The organism is Streptomyces sp. NPDC048111, from assembly GCF_043202815.1.
Classification (GTDB): domain Bacteria; phylum Actinomycetota; class Actinomycetes; order Streptomycetales; family Streptomycetaceae; genus Streptomyces.
In genome coordinates, this window is sequence record NZ_JBIDBD010000002.1 from 553,155 (window position 1) to 574,334 (window position 21,180).

Consider the following 21,180-nt stretch of genomic DNA (forward strand, 5'->3'; position numbering starts at 1 on the left):
GGCCGGGCTCAGAGCCGGCGGACCACGACGAGTACCACGAGCAGTACGGTCGCCCCCGCGCTCATCCCGTGGGCGACGACGGCCGTGACGGGAAAGTGCCGTTCGGCCGTGGTGCCGTGCTGGGAGTGGCGGCCGGAGCTGGGCAGCCAGCGCAGCAGCATCGCGGCTCCGAACGCCGCCACGACGAGGACGCCGGCGCACGCCGCCCAGGCCAGGCCCGCGAGGTCCCCCATGAGGTAGCCGCCCCAGGCCACGAGCCCGGCGAGCGCGACCACGACATGGCCGCCGATCAGCCACAGCGGCAGCCGCGTCACCCCGGGGGCGCGCTGGCGCAGGCCGCCGTGGCGGATCCACACGGCGGCGAGGTAGCCGCCGAGAGCGGCGGTCACCAGCCAGGCGCACAGCACGAAGACACCCATGCACTCCCCCACGGTCCGTCACGGCACGGCACGTACCAGGACAGCGCATCGGAGCCGGGCGGCCCGGACGCCCATTCCCTGATTCACCCGTTGGCGTGAAAGGTCCCGCGAGTTGCCGGCACTGCGGCCCCGGGCTGTGCCACCGCGCCCTCGGCCACCACCGCCTCCACCGCCTCAGGCGCCTCAGGCGTCGAGCGCCGAGCCGCAACTCCAGCAGAACCGCGCGGTCCGCTCGGAGGCCAGCCGTCCGCACGCGGGACAGACCTGGCCGAGCAGACAGGCGCCCTCGCCGCCCTCCGCGCCCGGGGGCGCGCCGATGGCGAGACCCGGCCTGCGGGTGTGGACGGAGAGGTATCCCATGCCGTCCGGGCCGGCGGCGAGCGAGCGGCGCGAACCCTTGGGCAGCCAGAGCGCGGTGACGGGCCGCAGCGCCTGGGCGCCCGACTCCGTACGGAGTTCACCGCCGCCTTCGAGCACGACGAGCAGCACGTCGAGCCGCAGGTCCGTGTGCTCCTCGATGACGCGGCCGGGCGGCAGTCGCAACAGGTTGGCGTCCAGACCGCGTCCGCCCTCGGCGAGCCGCCACAGCGCACCGCCCCGGTCGGCGGCCGCCGCCGCGAGCTCCCTGCCGAGGTCGGCCACCACCCGCGCGCCCTGCTGTTCCATCTCCGGCTCACCGTCCCACTGTCCGCAAAGGTCATCTCGGCGCCCGCCCCGTCGATCCCCCATACGCGTGCCCATTGCAAGTATTGCAAAGAGCAAGACAAAAAGCGTATAGCTCGCATCAACTCTGCGGAGTCGCCCCGTCACGCACCGCATCACCGATGCAGTCTGAGGTGAAGCGGAACACCGGCAACCGTAAGCCAGCGCACGGGAGTCCGGTGCTCCGGGGCAGCCCGAAAGGAGCGACGGTGTCGGTACGGCGTGGTGCGCGCGAGGAAGCGGAGCGAGTGGCGGCGAACGCCACGGAACAGCTTCTGCGAGCCGGCCGCATACTGCGGCGGACCACGACCACCCCGGATCTGCGGGCGGTCTACCGCGCGGACCAGAAGGTCAACGACGAGCCCTACCGCGAGCGTTGGGCCCACGACAAGGTGGTCCGCTCCACGCACGGGGTGAACTGCACGGGGTCCTGCTCCTGGAAGGTGTACGTCAAGGACGGCCTGATCACCTGGGAGACCCAGGAGACGGACTACCCCTCGGTGGGCCCCGACCGGCCGGAGTACGAGCCGCGGGGCTGCCCGCGCGGAGCCTCGTTCTCCTGGTACACCTACTCGCCGACGCGGGTGCGCCACCCGCTGGCCCGCGGCGTCCTGGTGGAGATGTACCGGGAGGCGAAGGCGCGCCTGGGGGATCCGGTGGCCGCCTGGGCCGACATCCAGGGCGACCCCGAGCGGCGCGGGCGCTACCAGAAGGCGCGCGGCAAGGGCGGTCTGGTGCGGGTGGGCTGGGAGGAGGCGCTGGAGATCGCGGCCGCCGCCCAGGTGCACACCATCAAGGAGTACGGGCCCGACCGGGTGGCCGGGTTCTCGCCGATCCCCGCGATGTCGATGGCCTCGCACGCGGTGGGGGCCCGCTACCACTCGCTCATCGGGGCCCCGATGCTGTCGTTCTACGACTGGTACGCGGACCTGCCGATCGCCTCCCCGCAGGTCTTCGGCGACCAGACCGACGTGCCCGAGTCGGGTGACTGGTGGGACGCGGCGTATCTGATGCTGTGGGGCTCGAACGTGCCGGTCACCCGCACCCCCGACGCGCACTGGATGGCCGAGGCCCGCTACCGGGGCCAGAAGGTGGTGGTGGTCTCCCCCGACTACGCGGACGCCACGAAGTTCGCCGACGAGTGGCTGCACCCGCATCCGGGCACCGACGGCGCGCTCGCGATGGCCATGGGGCACGTGATCCTGAGCGAGTTCTTCGTCAAACGCCAGGTGCCCTATTTCCTCGACTACGTAAGGAAGTTCACCGACCTGCCCTTCCTGGTCGAGGTCACGCGGCGGGCGGACGGCAGTGCGGTGGCCGGGAAGTTCGTGACCGCCGCCGACCTCGGGCTCGGCGACCCGTCGGACACGGAGGCGAACCGGTTCCGGCCGGTCCTGGTCGACGAGGTGTCGGAGTTGCCGGTCGCGCCGAACGGCACCATCGGCGACCGCTGGTCCAAGCAGGGCGAAGGGCGCTGGAACCTGGACCTCGGCGATGTCGTGCCCCGGCTGACCTTCCACCGCGCCGCCGGCACCGCGAGCGCCGAAGTGCTCCTGCCGCGCTTCGACCGCAGCGGCACGATGCGGCGCGCGGTGCCGGTGCGGGAGATCGGCGGGCGCCGGGTGACCACGGTCTTCGACCTGCTGCTCGCCCAGTACGGAGTGTGGCGCGAGGGGCTCACGGGTCAGTGGCCCGTCGACTACGAGGACGCCACGCAGCCGTGCACCCCCGCCTGGCAGGAGACCATCACCTCGGTGCCCGCAGGCGCGGTGGTGCGCGCGGCCCGGGAGTTCGCGCACACCGCGGAGAAGACCCGCGGCCGCTGCATGATCGTCATGGGGGCCGGCACCAACCACTGGTTCCACTCGGACACCATCTACCGCTCGTTCCTCTCCCTCCTGCTCCTGACGGGCTGTCAGGGAGTGAACGGCGGCGGCTGGGCGCACTACGTCGGACAGGAGAAGGTCAGGCCGTACGCGGGCTGGCAGCAGGTGCAGTCCGCCGCGGACTGGGTGCGGCCCTCGCGCCAGATGGCCGGGACGCCGTTCTGGTACCTGCACACCGACCAGTGGCGCTACGAGCGGTACGGGGCCGACGCGCTGTCCTCCCCGGTGGGGCAGGGCCTGTTCGCCGGCCGGCACACCGCCGATCTGGTGGCCCAGTCCGCCCGGCTCGGCTGGATGCCGTCCTACCCCACCTTCACGGACAACCCCCTGGACCTCGGCGCCCGCGTCCGGGCCAGCGGTCACGAGCCCGGGGAGTGGACGGCGGCCGAACTGGCCGCGGGCAGGCTGAAGTTCGCGGGCGAGGACCCGGACGCTTCCGCCAACTGGCCCCGGGTGCTGACCGTCTGGCGGGCGAACCTCATCGGCTCGTCCGCCAAGGGCAACGAGTTCTTCCTGCGTCATCTGCTGGGCACCGGCGACAACGCGAGCGCCGAGGAGGCCGGGCCGGGCGAGCGGCCCCGTGACGTGCGCTGGCACGAGGAGGCCCCGCGCGGCAAGCTCGACCTGCTGCTGGCCCTCGACTTCCGCATGACGTCCACGACGCTGATGGCCGACCTGGTGCTGCCGGCCGCCACCTGGTACGAGAAGCACGACCTGTCCAGCACGGACATGCACCCCTATGTGCACGCGTTCTCGCCGGCCATCGACCCGCCGTGGCAGGCCCGTACCGACTTCGAGATCTTCCACGGCCTGGCCGCCCGGCTCAGCGAGCTCGCCGCCGGACACCTGGGCACCCGGCACGACCTCGTGGCGACCGCGCTCCAGCACGACACCCCCGGTGAACTCGCCCAGCCCGGCGGCATCACTCCCGACTGGCAGACGGGCCCGGGCCCCGTACCCGGATACAACATGCCCCAACTGACCCTGGTGGAGCGGGACTACACCGCCGTCGCCGACCGGCTCGCGGCGCTCGGTCCGCTGGCCGAGCAGCACGGCATGACGGTCAAGGGCGTGACCGTGCACCCCGGCCCCGAGGTGCGCCGGCTCGCCGCCCGCTGCGGGACGGCGGCGAGCGGACCGGCGGGCGGCCGGCCGCTCCTGGACACCGATGTGAAGCTGTGCGAGGCGATCCTCGCGCTCTCGGGCACCACCAACGGACGTCTGGCGGCCGAGGGGTTCGAGCAGCTCGCACTGCGCTGCGGCCCGGAGAGCGGGCTCGCCACACTCGCCGAGACGGTCGCCGAGCGGCGCGTGGTGTTCTCCGACACCCAGCGCGGCCCCGTCCAGGTCGGCGCGAGCTTCGAGTGGTCGGGCAAGGAGGCACCCGACCGCCGGTACTCGCCGTTCACCATCAACACCGAGCACCGCAAGCCCTGGCACACCCTCACCGGCCGCCAGCACTTCTACCTCGACCACGACTGGATGGCCGAGTTGGGCGAGCAACTTCCGCTCTACCGCCCGCCGTTGGACCTGGCCGCGCTCGGCGAGCAGACCCGTACCGACGACAGCGGGGCGCGCTCGGTGGCGGTCCGCTACGTCACCCCCCACTCGAAGTGGTCGATCCACTCCGAGTACCAGGAGAACCTCCTGATGCAGACCCTGGCGCGCGGCGGGCCCGTCATCTGGATGAGCGTCGAGGACGCCGAGGCCATCGAGGTGGCGGACAACGACTGGATCGAGGCGGTCAACCCCAACGGCGTGGTCGTGGCGCGGGCCGTGGTCTCGCACCGGATGCCGGCCGGGACCGTCTTCATGTACCACGTCCAGGAACGCCTGGTGAACGTCCCCAGGTCCGAGACCACCGGGCGGCGCGGCGGCGTCCACAACGCGCTCACCAAGGTCCTCATCAAACCGACCCATCTCATCGGCGGATACGGCCAGTTGTCGTTCGCGCCCAACTACTACGGGCCCACCGGAAACCAGCGCGACGCCGTCACCGTGATCCGCCGCCGTGCGCAGAACGTGGAGTACTGAGAGCATGCCCCCTCGCTCAGCGACCATCGGACGGGTCATGGCGCAGGTCGCCATGGTCATGAACCTCGACAAGTGCATCGGCTGCCACACCTGTTCGGTCACCTGCAAGCAGACGTGGACCAACCGGAGCGGCACGGAGTACGCCTGGTTCAACAACGTCGAGACCCGGCCCGGCCAGGGCTATCCCCGCGGCCACGAGGACCAGGACAGGTGGAAGGGCGGCTGGCGGCTCAAGAACGGCCGCCTGGTGCCGCGCGCCGGAGGCCGTGCACGCCGCCTCGCGACCCTGTTCGCCAACCCCGACCTGCCCTCGCTCGCGGATTACTACGAGCCCTGGACCTACGACTACGAGACGCTCACCACCGCCCCGCTCGGCGACGACGTGCCCACCGCGCGGCCCCGCTCGCTGATCGACGGCAGGCCGGCCGAGGTGACCTGGGGCCCCAACTGGGACGACGACCTCGGCGGCGGCCCCGCCCAGCTCGCCGCCGACCCGGTCCTGCGCGGGATGAACGAGGCGGTGCGCCTGGAGTACGAGCAGGCGTTCATGTTCTATCTGCCACGGATCTGCGAGCACTGCCTGAACCCGTCGTGCGTGGCCGTGTGCCCCTCGGGCGCGCTGTACAAGCGCATCGAGGACGGCATCGTGCTGGTCGACCAGGACCGGTGCCGGGGCTGGCGGATGTGCGTGTCCGGCTGCCCGTACAAGAAGATCTACTTCAACCACCAGAGCGGCAAGGCCGAGAAGTGCACGTTCTGCTACCCGCGCATCGAGGCGGGCGAGCCCACCGTGTGCTCGGAGACCTGCGTGGGCCGGCTGCGCTATCTCGGCGTGATGCTGTACGACGCCGACCGGGTCGGCGAGGCGGCCTCGGTAGCCGACGAGAAGGACCTGTACGAGGCGCAGTTGGATTGCTTCCTCGACCCCGACGACCCCGAAGTCGCCCGCGCCGCCGAGGAGTCGGGGATCCCGCACGACTGGATCACCGCGGCACGCCGCTCCCCGGTCCGCGCCCTGATCACCGACTACCGCGTCGCGCTGCCGCTGCATCCGGAGTACCGCACGATGCCGATGGTCTGGTACGTGCCGCCGCTGTCCCCCATCGTGGACTCGCTGACCCGCTCCGGGCACGACGGCGAGGACCCCGCCCAACTCTTCGGCGCCATCGACTCGTTGCGCATTCCCCTGGAGTACCTGGCGGGCCTGTTCACCGCCGGGGACACCGGTCCGGTGGAGGCGGCCCTGTGCCGGCTGGCGGCGATGCGCGCCCACATGCGCCGCATCAACCTCGGCGATGAGCGCGACCCGGCAATCGCGCGCGGCGTCGGTCTGGACGAGCGGCGCATCGAGGAGATGTACCGGCTGCTCGCGGTCGCCAAGTACGAGGACCGCTACGTCGTGCCGACCAGCTACACCGGATCGGTGCCGAGCGATCCGGCTGACGGCGGCTGCAGCCTGGACGGCGACGGAGGGCCCGGGATGTACGAGGCGGGGCTGCCCGGCATGGACGCCTTCCACGCCCCGCCCGTGCCGGCCGCCACGGGCGGGGGGCCGGACGGAGAGGCGGAGCCGGGCCTGCGCGGCCGGGTGAACCTGCTGAACTGGGACGGCCGCAGCGCCGCCCGCGGGCTCTTCCCGCGCCGCCGCGAGGAGGGGGAGCGATGACCCGCCCCGCCGTCCACCAGGCGGCCTCGCTGCTGCTCGGCTACCCGGACACCGACTGGCCCGTCCGGCTGCGCACCGTCCGCGCCGCGCTGGAGCAACTCCCGCCCGGGGAGACCGCGTTGCTGCTCCGCTTCTGTTCCGCGGTCGACGGCGTGGCGCAGCTGGAGCTCGCCGCGCGCTATGTCGCCACCTTCGACCGCAGCCGCCGCCGCGCCCTGCATCTGACGTACTACACCGACGGCGACACCCGCCGCAGGGGCGCTTCGCTCGCCCGCCTCAAGGGGCTGTTCCGGGAGCACGGCTGGGAGCAGGGCGACCGGGAGCTGCCCGACTTCCTGCCCGCCGTCCTGGAGTTCGCGGCCCGCTGCCCCGCGCCGGGCCTCGCCCTGCTCGTGGAACACCGGGCGGCCCTGGAACTGCTGGGCCACGCGCTGGAGAAGTTCCGCAGCCCGTACGCCGATGTCGTACGCGCGGTCTGCCGCACCCTGCCCGGGCCCGGGCCCGCCGATCACGCGGCGGCCGTGCGCCTGGCCCGCAACGGCCCGCCCACCGAGACGGTCGGGCTCGCCCCCTTCCCGCCCCGGGGTTCCCGGCCCACCGAAGGAGTCCGCAGGTGAAGCATCTCCACATCGCCCTGTGGGGCGTCCTGCCCTACCTCGCCCTCACCGTCCTGGTCGCCGGGACCGCGTGGCGCTACCGCTACGACCGCTTCGGCTTCACCACCCGTTCGAGCCAGCTCCACGAGTCCCGGCTCCTGAAGGTGGGCGGGCCGCTGTTCCACTACGCGCTGTTCCTGGTCATCGGCGGCCATGTGATGGGCCTGCTCGTGCCCGAGGCGGTGACCCAGCGGCTGCGGGTGAGCGAGGAGATGTACCACGCGTCCGCGCTGGCGATGGGCGGCCTCGCGGGCGTCGCCGCGGTGGCCGGTCTCGGGATCCTGCTGGTGCGCCGGCTGCGCGTCCCCGCGGTGCGCGGCGCGACCAGCCGCAGCGACCGCGCCGTCTACCCCCTGCTCGTCCTGGTGCTGCTCGCGGGCCTGACGGCCACCGCCAGCAGCGTCACCAACCCCTACGACTACCGGCTCGGCGTGTCCGTGTGGTTCCGCAGCCTGTTCGCCCTCGACCCGGACGTGGACGCCATGGCGCACGCCCCGCTGGTGTACCGGCTGCACGCGCTGCTCGCCATGACGCTGTTCGCGGCCTGGCCGTTCAGCCGTCTCGTGCACGCCTTCACCGCGCCGGTGGGCTATCTGGTCCGGCCGTACGTCGTCTACCGCTCGCGGGCCCGGGCGACCCCGTACCGCCATCCCGCGGCCGGGGTCGGCGGCGGGACCGGCGGGCGCGGCGGAGGCCGGAAGCGGGCCCTGCCCCGCTGAGCGGCGGGGCGGGGACTCAGCCCGCCGCCCCGCCCTCTTCCGCCGCCCGCCGGAAGTGGTCGGCGAGGCGGCGGTGGCCGGTGGTGGGGGCGATGACGTCCTGGGTGAGCACGGTCAGCGGGAATTCGACGGCGCCGTACACCCGCAGCGGCGTGGTCCGGCGCAGTACGGCGAGGGCGGCCCTGAGCACCCCGGCGGGGACCCGCGTGATGCGCGGGGGCCGCCCCAGGGCGCGGAAGGCCTCGCGTGCGACGGCCTCGTGGGTGAGCACCTCGGGGCCGCCGATCTCGATGTCCTCGGGGCCGCCCTCGACGGCGCCGGCCACCGCGCCCGCCACGTCCGCGCCGTCGACGGGATTGATGCGAAAGGCGCCCCGGCCGAAGACGACGGCACGGCCCCTGCGGGCCATCGTCAGGTACTCGTCCATGTCGGAGAAGAACCCGTTCGGGTACACGATGGTGTACGCCGTCCCGGAGGTCCTGAGTTCGGCCTCGAACGCCCGCTTGGCGCGCACGAGTTGGACCCGTTCCAGGCCGGGCGCCCGGACCACCGACACATACACGAACCGGCCCACCCCGGCCCGGCGGGCCTCGGCGAGCAGGTTGTGGTTCGCGCCGTGGTCGACGTCCCAGCAAGTAAGCCTGCCGGCCCCGCGGCCGACCAGGCCGACCGAGCTGACCACCACGTCGACGCCGTCGCAGCACCCGGCGAGCGCGCGGGCGTCGGTGGCGTCGGCCCGGTGCACCTCGGCCACCAGATGGCGGACCGGCGCCAGTTTGGCGGGATCGCGTACGAGCGCCCGCACCCGGTGTCCGCGCGCCGCGAGTTCGCGCACTATCCGGCTGCCCACGTATCCGGTCGCCCCGGCCACCAGCACCACCATGGCGTACGCCCCCTCCGGGCTCTCAGCGTCCCCGCGCGAGCGGGTCGTCCACCAGGCCGCCGATGCGGCGCACCTCGTCGAAGGGGTCGACGCCGAGTTCGCCGGCCGCGCGGGTCAGGGCGCGCAGCGCGGGCACGAGCCCGGCCCGCTCCTCCGCGGGCACCCGGGCGACGAGCGCGCTGACCTCGGTCTGCCGGTGCGCCATGACGCGGCCCACCAGATCGCGGCCCGCGTCCGTGAGGTTCAGGACGACCTCGCGCCGGCTCGCCGGGTTGGTCCTGCGGTCCACGAGTCCGGCCGCCTCCAGACGGTCGACCATGCGCATGGCGGTGGACGGGTTGACGCCGAGGGTGGCCGCCATCGCGGCGAGCTTCAGCGGCTCGCAGCTCTCCAGGACCACCAGGGCACGCAACTGCGGCAGCGTCATGGTGTCGTCGATCGAGGACAGCGCCCGGGCCGAGACGGCGACCAGGAGCCGCGAGGCCGCCATCACGGCGACGGCCACCTCCTCGGCCTCCAGGTCCAGCGCCGACCGGTCGGGCGGCGCGTGGCCGGCGGCACTGCCGGAAGGTTTCCGCACCTGCCGCGGTGCGGCTTCGTCGTGCGCCATGGAGATCGATTCACCCCATTTGTTCAAGGCTGACTCAAGACGGGCAGGCGGCCCTTGTAATCATTGCAGTCTGCAATGTTAGCCTGTGTTCGGATCGACCGGACCTGCGCGGGCGCGACAGGATCGGTCAGCAAGGAGTGATTGACGATGACGGTGGAGCCGATACGCGAAGCCTATTCGTTCGTGTGTCTGCACTGCGGGCACGCCTGGGAAGGCTCGTACGAGATACAGCACTCGATCGACGCGAACGGCACGACGCGCTCGGACTACTACGTCCGCGGCATGCGGCAGCCCTCTCCGCTGACCCAGAACACCTGCCGGATCTGCCACCGCACCACGATCCGCGTCCTGCGCTCCGGCCGCGTCGCCGCGGCCCGCCCGCTCTTCGACTGACCCGGCGGGACCCGGGGGCACGGCGTCCGAAGGAGCACGCCGCGCCCCCGGGCACGCGCGGGGACCGCGCGCGGCGCGGCTTCCCGTGCCGGCCCGCCGTCCCCCGCTCGCCCCTTCCGCTCCGACGGGCAGTGCAGCCCGTCGAGCGTCGCCGCCCTGCCCGCACGTCGTCGTGCCCGGGCCGGTGACGCCTGCCCACCCTCGCCGTACGGAGACCTGCCATGCCGTTCCCAAGCGCCGCCCACCCCCATCCCCCCGCACCCCGGCACGGGGTGAAGATCCCGCACCTCGGCGACTTCCACGTGCCGCCGCGCGTTGCCGCGATCACCGTGCTCGCCATCCCGATCGGAGCGGCGGCGGCGCTGGTCGCGGTCGCGCTCCTCAAGCTGATCGCGCTGTTCACCAACCTCTGCTTCTACGGCCGGTTCGCCTTTTCCACGACGGCCCCGCACGGCACCCCGCACCGCTGGCTCCTGGTGGTCATGCCCATCGTCGGCGGCCTGGTCATCGGTGTGATGGCGCGCTACGGATCGGAGAAGATCCGCGGGCACGGCATGCCCGAGGCGATCGAGTCGATCCTGATCGGCGGCAGCCGCGTCCAGCCCCGGGTGGCGGCGCTCAAGCCGCTGTCGGCCGCGATATCCATCGGCACCGGCGGCCCGTTCGGCGCCGAGGGCCCCATCATCATGACCGGCGGCGCGGTCGGCTCGCTCATCTCCCAGCACCTGCGCGTGACCACCGACGAGCGCAAGGCCCTGCTCGTCGCCGGCTCCGCGGCCGGCATGGCGGCGACGTTCAACGCGCCGCTGGCCGCCATCCTGCTCGCCGTCGAGCTGCTGCTCTTCGAATGGCGTCCGCGCTCCTACCTGCCGGTCGCCGTGGCCGCCGCGACCGCGACCCTGGTACGCGGTCCGCTGCTCGGCACCGCCCCGCTCTTCGGCGGCGCCCACGTCCCCGCACATCTGCCGACGTCCGCGTACGGACTGTGCGTCGTCGCGGGCCTGGCCGCCGGACTCCTCGCGCTGGGCGCGACGTCGCTGGTCTACCTCTCCGAGGACCTCTTCGCCAAGCTGCCCTTCCACTGGATGTGGTGGCCCGCGATCGGCGGTGCGATCATCGGCGTCGGCGGCCTCTTCGAGCCGCGTGCCCTCGGCGTCGGCTACGACGTCATCGACCAGCTGCTCACCGGGCGCGCCACCACCGGCCTGATCATCGGCATCCTGGTGGTCAAGACCCTCATCTGGGGCCTGTCGCTCGGCTCGGGCACCTCGGGCGGTGTGCTCGCCCCGATGTTCATGATCGGCGGAGCCCTGGGCGCCGCGGAAGGGCTCGTCTTTCCCCAGGTCAGCCCCGGGTTCTGGGCGCTGGTCTCGCTGGCGGGCGTCCTCGGCGGGGTGATGCGGTCGCCGCTCACCGGCATCGTCTTCTGCCTGGAACTCACCCATGAGATGAACGCGCTGATCCCGATGGTCATCACCGCGTCGGCCGCGTACCTGCTGTCGGTCATCGCGCTCAAGCGCTCGGTGCTGACCGAGAAGCTCGCCCGGCGCGGCATGCACCTGACCCGCGAGTACTCGGTGGACCCGCTGGAGGTCCATCTCGTACGGCAGCTGGAGACGCCGATCCGCCTCACCTTCCGGGCCGGCCAGACGCTGGGCGAGGCCGCCGCCCTGCTGCACAGCGCCTACGCGGCGGGCGACCCGGACAAGGTGCTGGCCCAGCGGCTCTACCCGGTGCTCGACGGGGACACCCTGTCCGGTGTCGTCACCCGGCACCAGCTGGTCCACGGCGACGATGACGACACCACCACCCTCGGCGACCTCGCCCGGCCCGCGGTGACCGCCCACGACGACGAGACGCTGCGCACCCTGGCCAACCGCATGGCCGAGCACGACATCACCCGCATCCTGGTCGTCAGCCGGGACCAACAGCCGCGCGTGGAGGGCCTGGTGAGTCTGCGTCAGCTCCTGCACGCACGTCGCGTCGACATCCACGAGGAGCAGCACGTGCAGCGCCATCTGTATCTGCGCCCGCGCCGCCGTTCGTCCTTGGTGGTGGCCTCGGGCGGCGCGGCCCTGCCGCACCCGGAGGAGGACCAGGTCACGGTGACCGCCCCCAACTGATGCCCCTGGGGCGGGCGCGGCGGCAACCGGCCGGCCGTCGCCCGACCCCCGGGTCGCTTCCGGCACTCGGCGTTCGGGTTCCGGCCCCGGCGCCCGGCGGTCAGCTCCCGCCGGGCGGGCCCGGGGGGCGGGCCGCCGGGAGCGCGCAGGCCGGGGTGCCGCCCGGCATCCGGTCGCGGTGGTCGGCGACCAGCCGGTAGAGCCCGTGCGCGATCCAGCGCAGCGGGGGCAGGGTGAGCAGCGCGCCGGGGACCGCCCAGACGCCGCCCGCGTTCAGGAGCAGCCTGGCGACGGCCTGCGCCCCGCCGCGGACCCTCCCGTCCGGAGTGACCCACAACACCTCGTACGCGGCGCGCTGTTGGACCACCCCGAGCGCGGCGAGGTCCGCGAACTGCCACGGCGTGGTGTCGCAGCGGGGCCGGATACGGCGCTCGACGAAGGCCACGCACGAGCTGCAGAACGCGCAGTCCCCGTCGTAGACGAGGACGGGCCGGCTGCGCATGTCCCTCCTACGCGGCACGGGAGCGGCTCACCGCTCCCCCGCCAGGTCGAGTTCGGCCACGGGCACGGGCTCCGCCTGCGCGCTCGCGGGGGTGCGCCAGGGATGGTCGAGGGGCGCGGACAGCGGTCGCCACCACGGCTCCGCGGGAACGGCGCCCGCGGGTTCGAAGGGCTCGCCGGGACGCGGGAAGGCAGCGGTCTGCGCCGCCGCCCCGGCAGCGTCCAGCGTCCACTCGCCGGGCTCGGCCCAGGCGTGCGGGGCGAGGTTGAAGGTGCCCCAGTGGATCGGGACGAGCACGCCGTGCGGGGCGCCGCCCTGGAGGTCGAGGTGGGCGCGCAGGCCCTCGGCCGGCGTCATGTGGATGTCCGGCCAGAATGCGCTGTACGCACCGATCTGGATCATCGTCGCGTCGAACGGCCCGTGCTCCGCCCCGATGTCGCGGAAGCCGCCGAAGTAGCCCGTGTCGCCGCTGTGGTAGATCCGGTGCTCGGGCCCGGTCACCACCCAGGACGCCCAGAGCGTGTGCTGCTGGTTGCGCAGCCCGCGGCCGCAGAAGTGGCGGGCCGGGGTCGCGGTGAGGCCGAGGCCCCCGACCTTCGCCGACTCGTTCCAGTCCAGCTCGTGGATGCGGTCCAGGGGCACGCCCCAGTGCTCCAGGTGGGCGCCCACGCCGAGCGGCACCGCGAACACCGTGTCCGTGCCCGCGAGCGCGCGGATGGTGGGCAGGTCCAGGTGGTCGTAGTGGTCGTGCGAGATGACGACGACGTCGACCGGGCCGAGGGCCGCGAGCGGCAGCGGGACGGGGTGCAGCCGCTTGGGCCCGGCGAAGGCGAAGGGGGAGCAGCGCTCGCCCCAGACCGGGTCGAACAGCACCCGGTGCCCGTCGATCTCGGCCAGCACGCTGGAGTGCCCCATCCAGGTGAGCCGCAGGCCGGTGGCCGGCGGCCGGGCGATGTCCGCGAGGGTGGTGGGGTGGACCGGGATGGTGCCGGTCGGGGCGCGCCGTACGCGCTGCTCCTTGGTGAAGAACTGCTTCGCGAACTCCAGGGTCGAGCCGGAGGGCCTGGTCCGCGCGCCCTCCGGGTTCTGGAACACGCCGTCCGCGAAGTTCGGCGAGCGGCGGATGCGGGCCATCCGCTCCCCCGCCGGATCGGCGCCGAAGGCCTCGGAGCGCAGCGCGCGGAGTCTGGAGCGAAGGGGAAGCAGAGAACCAGCGCCGGTCACGGCACCTCCAGGGGCTCGGGGTCTTTCCATTATGAGCGGCTGTCGCGGCCGTACCGGAGCGGGGAGGTCCGCTCGGCGACCGGATCGTGCGGGTCCTCGTGCGACGCCCCGGGTGCCGTACCGGGGCAACACCGATCCGGACGCCCGGATTCCCGGCAGCCGCCGGGCGGCGCCTGCCATGATGCGGGGATGATCACTCCGATACCTCCCGTGGTGCCGGCCGGCCGCATGGCCCGGCGGCAGCAGCCGTCCTTCGTCCTGCCCGGGGGGCGTGAACTGCGCCCCTGGCGGGAGAGCGACGCGGACATACTGCTGGCGGCGGGCCGGGACCCGGCGATCGTGCACTGGAACCGCGTCGAGCGGCTGACCCGGGAGACGGCCCGCGAGAAGATCGCCCGCTGGGGGCAGCGCTGGACCGAGGAGGCCGCGGCGATCTGGGCGATCGCGCGGCGCGAGGACGACCGGGCCGTGGGCCTGATGGGTCTCGCCGACTTCGACCTGGCGGGCGGCAGCGCGGAGCTCCTGTACTGGCTGCTGCCGTCCGGCCGTGGTGACGGCGCCGCACTCGACGCCACCGTGCGGGTCAGCCGCTGGGCGCTCGACGAACTCGGTCTGCACCGGCTGCGGATCACGCACTCGGTCGACAACCCGGCGTCCTGCCGGGTGGCCGAGCGCGCCGGATTCGCCCTCGAAGGCACTATGCGCAGTGCGCTGCTGCACGCCGACGGCTGGCACGACGAACACCTCCACGCCCGCATCGCGGGCGATCCCTGGCCGCACGGGAACTGACCGCCGGCCCACGGATTACGCCCACAGCAAGCACAGGTTCCCGGCGGCGGATCCCTGGGGCAGGGTTGCGGACATGAGAGTGCTGATGCTGGGCGGGACGGAGTTCGTCGGCAGGGCCGTGACCGTGGCGGCGCAGGAGCGCGGCCACGAGGTGACGGTCTTTCACCGGGGCAGCCACGCACCGCCCGCCCGAGTGGCCTCACTGCACGGCGACCGCACCGCGGCGAACGGGCTCGCGGCCCTCGCGGACGGCACCTGGGACGTGGTGGTGGACACCTGGTCGCACGCTCCGGCCGCGGTCCGGGACGCGGCGCGGACGCTGGCCGGGCGGGCCGGGCGCTATGTGTACGTGTCGAGCCGCTCGGTGTACCCGCACCCCGCGCCGCCCGGCGCCGACGAGGACGCGCCGCTGGTGGAGGGCTCCGCGGACGAGACGGGCGAGGTGGACTACGCGCGGGCCAAGCGCGGCGGCGAGCTGGCCGCGGAGCGCGAATTCGGCGCCGATCGCGCCCTGTTGGTGCGCGCGGGCCTGATCCTCGGGCCGTGGGAGAACATCGGCCGGCTGCCGTGGTGGCTGGCGCGCGCGGCGCGCGGCGGCGACATGCTCGCGCCGGGCCCGCGGGACCTGGGCATCCAGTACATCGACTGCCGCGACCTCGCCGAGTGGATCCTGGACGCCTGCGAGGCGGGGCTCAGCGGCCCGTACAACCTGGTCTGCCCGGTGGGGCACGCCACCATGGGCAGCCTGCTGGAGGCCTGTGTGCGGCTGACCGGCGACCGGGCCGTACCGCGCTGGACCGAGCCCGGGGCGATCCTCGCCGCCGGCATCGAGCCGTGGCAGCACCTGCCCGTGTGGGTCCCGCCGGGCGAGCTGCACGACACCATGCACCGCTCCTCGGTGGCCAGGGCCGTGGCGGCCGGGCTGCGCTGCCGCCCCGTCGAGGAAACGGTCGCCGACACCTGGGAGTGGCTCCGCTCGATCGGCGGGACCGCTCCCCAGCGCCCGGACCGGCCCCCGGTCGGCCTCGACCCGGCGCTGGAGGCGAAGGTGCTGGCCGGCTGAGGCGCACCGGCGCGGGTGCCCAACACCCCTGATCCGACACGATGTTGACACCTCGTCAGAAGTACTGACCGGGTCGATCGGCCGCGCGGCCGGACGCCGTCAGAGCGGCAGCAGATCCGGCCGCTTGGCCGAGACCGCGTCGCCCGAGGACTCGCCGCGCAGTCGCCTGCCGATCCACGGCACCAGGTACTCGCGCGCCCAGTGGATGTCGTCGCGCCGCACCTCCAGGGTGCCCCGCGGCGGCAGCGGCGGCCACGGCTGGTCCGGGTCGGCCGGCACGTCGAGCCCGAGGACCTGGGCGGCGCGCAGCGCGACCCGGGTGTGCCCCTCGGCGGAGAGGTGCAGCCGGTCCACGTCCCAGGCGCGCCTGTCCTGTACGGACTTGAGCGACCAGAGGTCGAGCACCGGGCAGTCGTAGCGGTCCGCGATGGCCCGCACGTGCCCGTTGTACGTGGCGATCTTGCCCCGCAGATGGCGGAGCAGCGTGACGCCGCGGGTGTCGAAGCCGGTGGTCACCATCACGGTGGCGACGGAGGACTTGAGGTCCGCGAGAGCGCGCTCGAAGCGCTCTGCGACCTCGTCCGGATCCGTACCCGGCCGGATGATGTCGTTGCCGCCCGCGCAGAAGCTCACCAGGTCGGGGGCGAGTTCCTTGGCCCGGGGCACCTGGTCCTCGACGATCTGGTCGAGGAGCTTGCCCCGCACGGCGAGGTTGGCGTAGCGGAAGGAGCCCTCCGGACGCTGGTCGGCGAGCAGCACGGCGAACCGGTCCGCCCAGCCGACGAACGCTCCGTCCGGGCCGGGGTCGCCGACGCCCTCCGTGAAGCTGTCGCCGATCGCCGCGTACGACCCGAACGTCCCGCTGCTGAATGATCTCGAATCGTCTGACACGAGGATCCATCCTCCACCTTCGCAAGTGACCTACGCCACCGTAGGGAGGGGTTGACGGGGGGTGATATAGACCACCCGGTCAGTTCGTCCCGGCCGGGAATAGGCCACCCCGGAGACACAACCGGACTGCTGCGGGCGGGTGTTGCGAAGGCGCGCCCGGCGGGCCCCCTTCACGCGTGCCCGGCCGGGCACGCGTGAAGGGGGTCCGCCGCGGGGAGACGGTGGCCCCGGGAACGCATGTCGTATCGTCGACAGACGCGCAGGACGCGCCACCCAGGATCGACGTCAGGAGTCCCCGTGACCCAGCAGATTCCGCAGGTCCCCGTGACAGAGCCGGAGCTTTCGGGGGTGCGCAACTTCCGTGACGTGGGCGGGCTGCCGACCGTGGACGGACTGCGGGTGCGCGAGGGACGGCTGTTCCGCAGCGGACACCTCGCCCACGCCACCGCGGCGGACGCGGCCTTCCTCGCGACCCTCGGCCTGCACACGGTCTTCGACTTCCGCAACGCCGGGGACCAGAAACTGGAGGGGCCCGACGTCGAGCTGCCGGGCGTGCGCAACCTCAACATCCCGCTGACCGATCCGGCCGACGGCGCCGAGTTCTGGAAGATGGTGCGCGACGGCGACCTCGACGAGCTGCGCGCCGCGCTCTCGGACGGCAGGGCGGCGGACCGGATGATCGCCTCGTACCGCGAGATCATCACGCAGCGCACCGCCGAGCACAGCCGGGTCCTGCACGCCCTCGCCGAGGACAGCGTGCCCGCCCTGATGCACTGCGCGGCGGGCAAGGACCGGGCGGGCCTGTCCATCGCGGTCACCCTGCTCGCGGTCGGGGTGGAGCGGGACGCCATCGAGGCGGACTACCTCAAGTCCAACGACCCGCACCGCCGCTACAAGGTGCGGCGCACCAGCACCTCCGCGGACGCGATGTCCCCCGAGGTGATGGAGCTCCTCAGCCCCCTCTTCGACGCCCGCGCCGCGTACCTGCGTGCGGCGTTCGACACCATCGAGGCGACCTGGGGAACCACCGACCGCTACTTCGCCGAGGGCCTCGGGCTCGCCCCCGAGACCCGCGAGCGGCTGCGCGAGCGCCTCCTGGACGGGACGGGACGGTAGGACGGGCGGGCCCGCAGGGCGGGCGGGGCGGGCGGGGCGGGCGGGGCGGCTACTTGCCGCCCACCTCGAAGAGCAGATAGAGGAAGCCCGCGAAGATGTGCCCGGCGACGAGGTAGGCGAAGAGCCGGACGACCAGGCCGCGGGGGAACTTCGTCTCCGCGGTCTCCTCGATGCTCCTGCGGGGGGTGGGCGCGGCGCCGGGAGCGCTCTCGTGCTCGGACATGTCGGTCCCGTCCTCTCAGCTGTGCGGGTGGTGGGGATGGGGGTCGGGGCTCTGCAGCAGGGTGTGCACGAACAGGAACGCCGCCCCGCCGCGGGAGGCGGCCGAAATGCGGTGCGGGGTCAGCGAGTCGAAGTGGGCGCTGTCCCCGGGGTCGAGTTCATGGGTGGCCTCCCCGAGGCTGAGCCGCAGCCGCCCGGTCAGGACGTAGAGCCACTCCTCGCCCGGATGCACGCGGACGAGTTCGCGCTGGGTGCCGTACGGGACCTCGACGCGCAGCGCCTGCATGGCGCGGCCGGGGCCGCCGGTCTCGTGGTAGGTCCAGCCGTCGGCCTCGCGCGGTGCGGCGCGGCCGGCCCGGATGACGGGCTCGCGTTCGGGGGGCATCTCGCCGAGCAGTTCGGAGACCGTCGTACCGTAGATGCGGGCGAGCGCGAGCAGCATCGGCAGCGAGGGCTGGCGGGCGCCCGTCTCCAGGCGCGAGAGGTGCGCGGGCGACAGGCCCGCGCGCTGGGCGGCGGCCTCCAGGGTGAGGCCGCGGCGGCGCCGGAGTTCGCGCAGCCGGGGTGCGACGCCCGGGAGCGCCGCGACGTCGTCGTCGCCAGGAGTGCTCATGCACCCCATTCAGGCAGGGCATTGCCTCAGAGGCAAATCTTTTGCCTCTGAGGCAAAACCGCCTACCGGTTGGCCACGGCCTGCTTCACCAGCGTCCGCCCGAAGTCCCACATCAGCCCGCCCCCGCCGTGCGCGTCGTCCATCACGGCGGTGAAGGCCGCCACGAAGCGGTCCACCTCGCGTTCCGTGATCGTCAGCGGCGGGATCAGCTTGATGACTTCCAGGTGGTCGCCGGAGACCTGGGTGAGGATCCGGTGCTTCTGGAGCAGCGGCACGACGACCATCTGCGCGAACAGGCCCTTGCGGGCGGCCTGCAGCATCGTCCAGCGGCTGCGCAGCCCCAGCGAGGACGGCCGGCCGAACTCGATGCCGATCATGAGCCCGCGCCCCCGGACGTCCGCGAGCAGCTCGTAGCGGCCGATCAGGGCGGCGAGCCGGGAGCGCAGCAGATCGCCGGTGGCGCGCGCGTTCGCCACGACGCCCTCGTCCTCCATCACCGAGAGCACCGCGAGCCCGGCCGCCATCGCCTGGGCGTTGGAGCCGAAGCTCGCCGAGTGCACCAGGACCCGGTCCATGGACGAGTAGACCTTTTTGAAGATCCACTCCTTGCCGAGGGTCGCGCCGACCGGCACATAGCCGCCCGACAGCGCCTTCGCCACGCACACCAGGTCCGGCTCGACGCCCTCGTCGTGCTGGTAGGCGTAGAAGTCGCCGGTGCGCCCGAGGCCGGTCTGCACCTCGTCGGCGATCAGCAGCGCCTTGTGCCGGTGCAGCAGCTCCTGCGCGGCGCGCAGATAGCCGGGCGGCGCCTCGTGGACGCCCTTGCCCTGGATCGGCTCGACGATCAGCGCCGCCACGTCGCCGCGCTTCAACTCCCGCTCCAGGGCGGCCAGATCACCGAGCGGCAGCGCGGTGTCGGGCAGCAGCGGAGCGAAGCCGTCGCGGAACCCGGACTCCCCGTTGACCGAGAGCGAGCCGGTCGTCAGGCCGTGGAAGGCGTGCGAGCAGTACAGGACGCGGGGTCTGCCGGTGGCGTACCGGGCGAACTTGAGGGCGGTCTCCACCGCCTCGGTGCCGCTGTTGCCGAAGAACACCCGGTCCAGGTGCGGGCTGTGCGCGAGGAGCCTCTCGGCGAGCAGCCCGGGCAGCGGCTGGCAGTCGAAGCGGGTCAGGTCCGCGAGGGAGGCGTCCAGGACGTCGTGCAGGGCCTTGCGCACGACGGGGTGGTGCCGGCCGAGGCCCATCACCCCGAAACCCGCGAGCATGTCGAGGTAGTCGTTGCCCTCGGCGTCCCAGAAGTACGCGCCCTCGGCCCGCTCGTAGACCTTGTCGAAGCCGATGGTGTGCAGCATCCGGGGAAGCTGGTGGTTGAGGTACTTGGTGTGCAGCTCGTAGCGCTCGGCCCCGCGCTCCGCGAGCAGCCGCGCCAGGTCGAAGCCCTTGGCCCGCGGGGCGCCGTCACCCGGTGCGCGGGCGTGTCCGCCCGGGGCGCCGTCACCCGGCGCGACAAGAGGTCCGCGCGGGGCGCCGGCCCCCGGCGCAGCCGAGCCCTTCGGCTCCGTTTCGGTCATGCCTCGTTCTCCTTCCCGGCCGCCGCCGATCGGGGTGGGCCCCGGGGAGGCGGACTCCCCGGGGCCCATGACGTCAGCCGCGGTTGCCGGAGACCGTCTCGCGGACCGCCCTCAGCGACTCCTTGAGGGACCCCATGGTGGCGAGCACGGCGGTCGGCTCGTAGCCGCAGTGCGCCATGCAGTTCGCACAGCGCTCGTCGCGGCCCCGGCCGTACTTGCTCCAGTCGGTGTCCTCGACGAGTTCCCGGTAGGTGGGGACGTACCCGTCGCTCATCAGGTAGCAGGGGCGCTGCCAGCCGAAGAGCGAGTAGTTGGGGATCGCCCAGGCCGTGCACGGGAAGTCGGCCTTGCCCTCCAGGAAGTCCAGGAAGAGCGGTGAGTGGTTGAGCCGCCAGCGCGCCCGGTTGCCGCCGGCGAAGGCCTTCTTGAAGAGCTCCCTGGTCTGCTCGACCCCCAGGAAGTGCTCCTGGTCGGGCGCCTTCTCGTAGGCGTACGCGGGCGAGATCATCATCTCGTCGACCTTGAGGTCGTCGTTGAGGAAGTTGAGCACCTCGATGATGGTCTGCGGGGTGTCGGTGTTGAAGAAGGTCGAGTTGGTGGTGACCCGGAAGCCCTGCCGCTTGGCCTCCTTGATCGCCTCCACCGCCTCGTCGAACACGCCCTCCTTGGCCACCGACTCGTCGTGCCGCTCACGCAGCCCGTCGATGTGCACGGCGAAGGCGAAATAGGGCGAGGGTGTGAACTTCTCCAGCTTCTTGCGCATCAACAGCGCGTTGGTGCACAGGAAGACGTACTTCCGCTTGGCCACCAACTGCCGCACGATCTCATCGATCTGAGGGTGCATCAGCGGTTCGCCACCTGCGATGGAGACCATCGGGGCGCCGGACTCCAGCACCGCTCCGACGGCCTGGGCCACCGGCATGCGCTGCTTCAGGATTCCGGCCGGGTGCTGGATCTTTCCGCAGCCCTCGCATTTCAGGTTGCAGGCGAAAAGCGGCTCCAGCTCGACGATCAGCGGGAACTTCTCACGCTTGCGCAACTTCTGTTCAAACAGATAGGTCCCGACCCTGATGGACTGGCGAAGCGGCATGGCCATCT

The 21,180-nt window shown here is 72.8% G+C and carries 20 protein-coding genes; 9 read left to right on the forward strand and 11 right to left on the reverse strand.

The window, feature by feature from the left end:
• Positions 1-8: 8 nt before the first annotated feature.
• Positions 9-419 (reverse strand): hypothetical protein, encoded by a 411-nt coding sequence (locus tag ACGF3I_RS07220; RefSeq protein WP_393129598.1) that lies wholly within the window; start codon positions 417-419, stop codon positions 9-11.
• 183 nt (positions 420-602) lie between these two features.
• On the reverse strand, positions 603-1,085 hold the full coding sequence (locus ACGF3I_RS07225; protein WP_393129599.1) for a hypothetical protein: 483 nt from the start codon (positions 1,083-1,085) through the stop codon (positions 603-605).
• 284 nt (positions 1,086-1,369) lie between these two features.
• Here ACGF3I_RS07225 and ACGF3I_RS07230 point away from each other — a divergent pair, with 284 nt between their 5' ends.
• Genes ACGF3I_RS07230 through narI form a run of 4 tightly spaced genes read left to right on the forward strand, consistent with a single transcriptional unit; the run spans position 1,370 to position 8,082 of the window.
• On the forward strand, positions 1,370-5,041 hold the full coding sequence (locus tag ACGF3I_RS07230) for a nitrate reductase subunit alpha (protein WP_393129726.1): 3,672 nt from the start codon (positions 1,370-1,372) through the stop codon (positions 5,039-5,041).
• A gap of 4 nt (positions 5,042-5,045) precedes the next feature.
• Positions 5,046-6,707 (forward strand): nitrate reductase subunit beta, encoded by a 1,662-nt coding sequence (narH, locus tag ACGF3I_RS07235; protein WP_393129600.1) that lies wholly within the window; start codon positions 5,046-5,048, stop codon positions 6,705-6,707.
• Positions 6,704-7,324, forward strand: coding sequence for a nitrate reductase molybdenum cofactor assembly chaperone (narJ, locus tag ACGF3I_RS07240; protein WP_393129601.1), 621 nt, complete (start codon positions 6,704-6,706; stop codon positions 7,322-7,324). The genes narH and narJ overlap by 4 nt, the downstream gene beginning before the upstream one ends.
• On the forward strand, positions 7,321-8,082 hold the full coding sequence (gene narI, locus ACGF3I_RS07245; RefSeq protein WP_393129602.1) for a respiratory nitrate reductase subunit gamma: 762 nt from the start codon (positions 7,321-7,323) through the stop codon (positions 8,080-8,082). Before narJ ends, narI begins: the two co-directional genes overlap by 4 nt.
• A 16-nt stretch (positions 8,083-8,098) precedes the next feature.
• On the opposite strand, the gene ACGF3I_RS07250 is transcribed toward narI, so the two are convergent.
• Both ACGF3I_RS07250 and ACGF3I_RS07255 read right to left on the reverse strand, forming a co-directional pair.
• Positions 8,099-8,965: an SDR family oxidoreductase gene (locus ACGF3I_RS07250; protein WP_393129603.1), complete on the reverse strand. Its 867-nt coding sequence runs from the start codon at positions 8,963-8,965 to the stop codon at positions 8,099-8,101.
• Positions 8,966-8,987: 22 nt separating this feature from the next.
• Complete coding sequence (locus ACGF3I_RS07255) at positions 8,988-9,575, reverse strand: MarR family winged helix-turn-helix transcriptional regulator (RefSeq protein WP_393129604.1); 588 nt, start codon at positions 9,573-9,575, stop codon at positions 8,988-8,990.
• Between the two features lie 147 nt (positions 9,576-9,722).
• Between ACGF3I_RS07255 and ACGF3I_RS07260 the strand changes: the two genes are divergently transcribed.
• Together ACGF3I_RS07260 and ACGF3I_RS07265 are read left to right on the forward strand one after the other, a co-directional pair.
• Positions 9,723-9,968, forward strand: a complete 246-nt coding sequence (locus tag ACGF3I_RS07260; protein ID WP_393129605.1) for a hypothetical protein — start codon at positions 9,723-9,725, stop codon at positions 9,966-9,968.
• A 221-nt stretch (positions 9,969-10,189) separates the two neighbouring features.
• The gene (locus ACGF3I_RS07265; protein ID WP_393129606.1) at positions 10,190-12,091 is read left to right on the forward strand and encodes a chloride channel protein; all 1,902 of its coding nucleotides are present in this window, start codon (positions 10,190-10,192) and stop codon (positions 12,089-12,091) included.
• A 100-nt stretch (positions 12,092-12,191) separates the two neighbouring features.
• Here the strand turns inward: ACGF3I_RS07265 and ACGF3I_RS07270 are convergent, their stop codons facing one another.
• Positions 12,192-12,593, reverse strand: a complete 402-nt coding sequence (locus ACGF3I_RS07270; protein WP_393129607.1) for a thiol-disulfide oxidoreductase DCC family protein — start codon at positions 12,591-12,593, stop codon at positions 12,192-12,194.
• A 27-nt stretch (positions 12,594-12,620) separates the two neighbouring features.
• Positions 12,621-13,817, reverse strand: coding sequence for an MBL fold metallo-hydrolase (locus tag ACGF3I_RS07275; RefSeq protein ID WP_393129608.1), 1,197 nt, complete (start codon positions 13,815-13,817; stop codon positions 12,621-12,623).
• A gap of 189 nt (positions 13,818-14,006) precedes the next feature.
• Here ACGF3I_RS07275 and ACGF3I_RS07280 point away from each other — a divergent pair, with 189 nt between their 5' ends.
• Positions 14,007-14,606 carry a GNAT family N-acetyltransferase gene (locus ACGF3I_RS07280; protein ID WP_393129609.1) on the forward strand — a complete coding sequence of 200 codons (600 nt, stop codon included), beginning with the start codon at positions 14,007-14,009 and terminating at the stop codon, positions 14,604-14,606.
• Positions 14,607-14,679: 73 nt separating this feature from the next.
• A complete protein-coding gene (locus ACGF3I_RS07285) occupies positions 14,680-15,669 on the forward strand; it encodes an NAD-dependent epimerase/dehydratase family protein (RefSeq protein WP_393129610.1) in 990 nt (329 codons plus the stop codon).
• 99 nt (positions 15,670-15,768) lie between these two features.
• Here the strand turns inward: ACGF3I_RS07285 and ACGF3I_RS07290 are convergent, their stop codons facing one another.
• Positions 15,769-16,560 carry an SGNH/GDSL hydrolase family protein gene (locus ACGF3I_RS07290; RefSeq protein ID WP_393129611.1) on the reverse strand — a complete coding sequence of 264 codons (792 nt, stop codon included), beginning with the start codon at positions 16,558-16,560 and terminating at the stop codon, positions 15,769-15,771.
• Positions 16,561-16,857: 297 nt separating this feature from the next.
• On the opposite strand from ACGF3I_RS07290, the gene ACGF3I_RS07295 reads away from it, so the two are divergent.
• Positions 16,858-17,676, forward strand: coding sequence for a tyrosine-protein phosphatase (locus ACGF3I_RS07295; RefSeq protein WP_393129612.1), 819 nt, complete (start codon positions 16,858-16,860; stop codon positions 17,674-17,676).
• 49 nt (positions 17,677-17,725) lie between these two features.
• Here ACGF3I_RS07295 and ACGF3I_RS07300 read toward each other — a convergent pair whose 3' ends face one another.
• The 4 genes from ACGF3I_RS07300 to hpnH form a co-directional block, all read right to left on the reverse strand.
• Positions 17,726-17,899, reverse strand: coding sequence for a DUF6126 family protein (locus tag ACGF3I_RS07300; protein WP_393129613.1), 174 nt, complete (start codon positions 17,897-17,899; stop codon positions 17,726-17,728).
• Between the two features lie 15 nt (positions 17,900-17,914).
• Positions 17,915-18,511 carry a helix-turn-helix domain-containing protein gene (locus ACGF3I_RS07305; RefSeq protein ID WP_393129614.1) on the reverse strand — a complete coding sequence of 199 codons (597 nt, stop codon included), beginning with the start codon at positions 18,509-18,511 and terminating at the stop codon, positions 17,915-17,917.
• A 62-nt stretch (positions 18,512-18,573) separates the two neighbouring features.
• Positions 18,574-20,082, reverse strand: a complete 1,509-nt coding sequence (locus ACGF3I_RS07310; protein ID WP_393129615.1) for an aspartate aminotransferase family protein — start codon at positions 20,080-20,082, stop codon at positions 18,574-18,576.
• Positions 20,083-20,155: 73 nt separating this feature from the next.
• Positions 20,156-21,178 (reverse strand): adenosyl-hopene transferase HpnH, encoded by a 1,023-nt coding sequence (gene hpnH / locus ACGF3I_RS07315; protein WP_393129616.1) that lies wholly within the window; start codon positions 21,176-21,178, stop codon positions 20,156-20,158.
• Between the last annotated feature and the right edge of the window lie 2 nt (positions 21,179-21,180).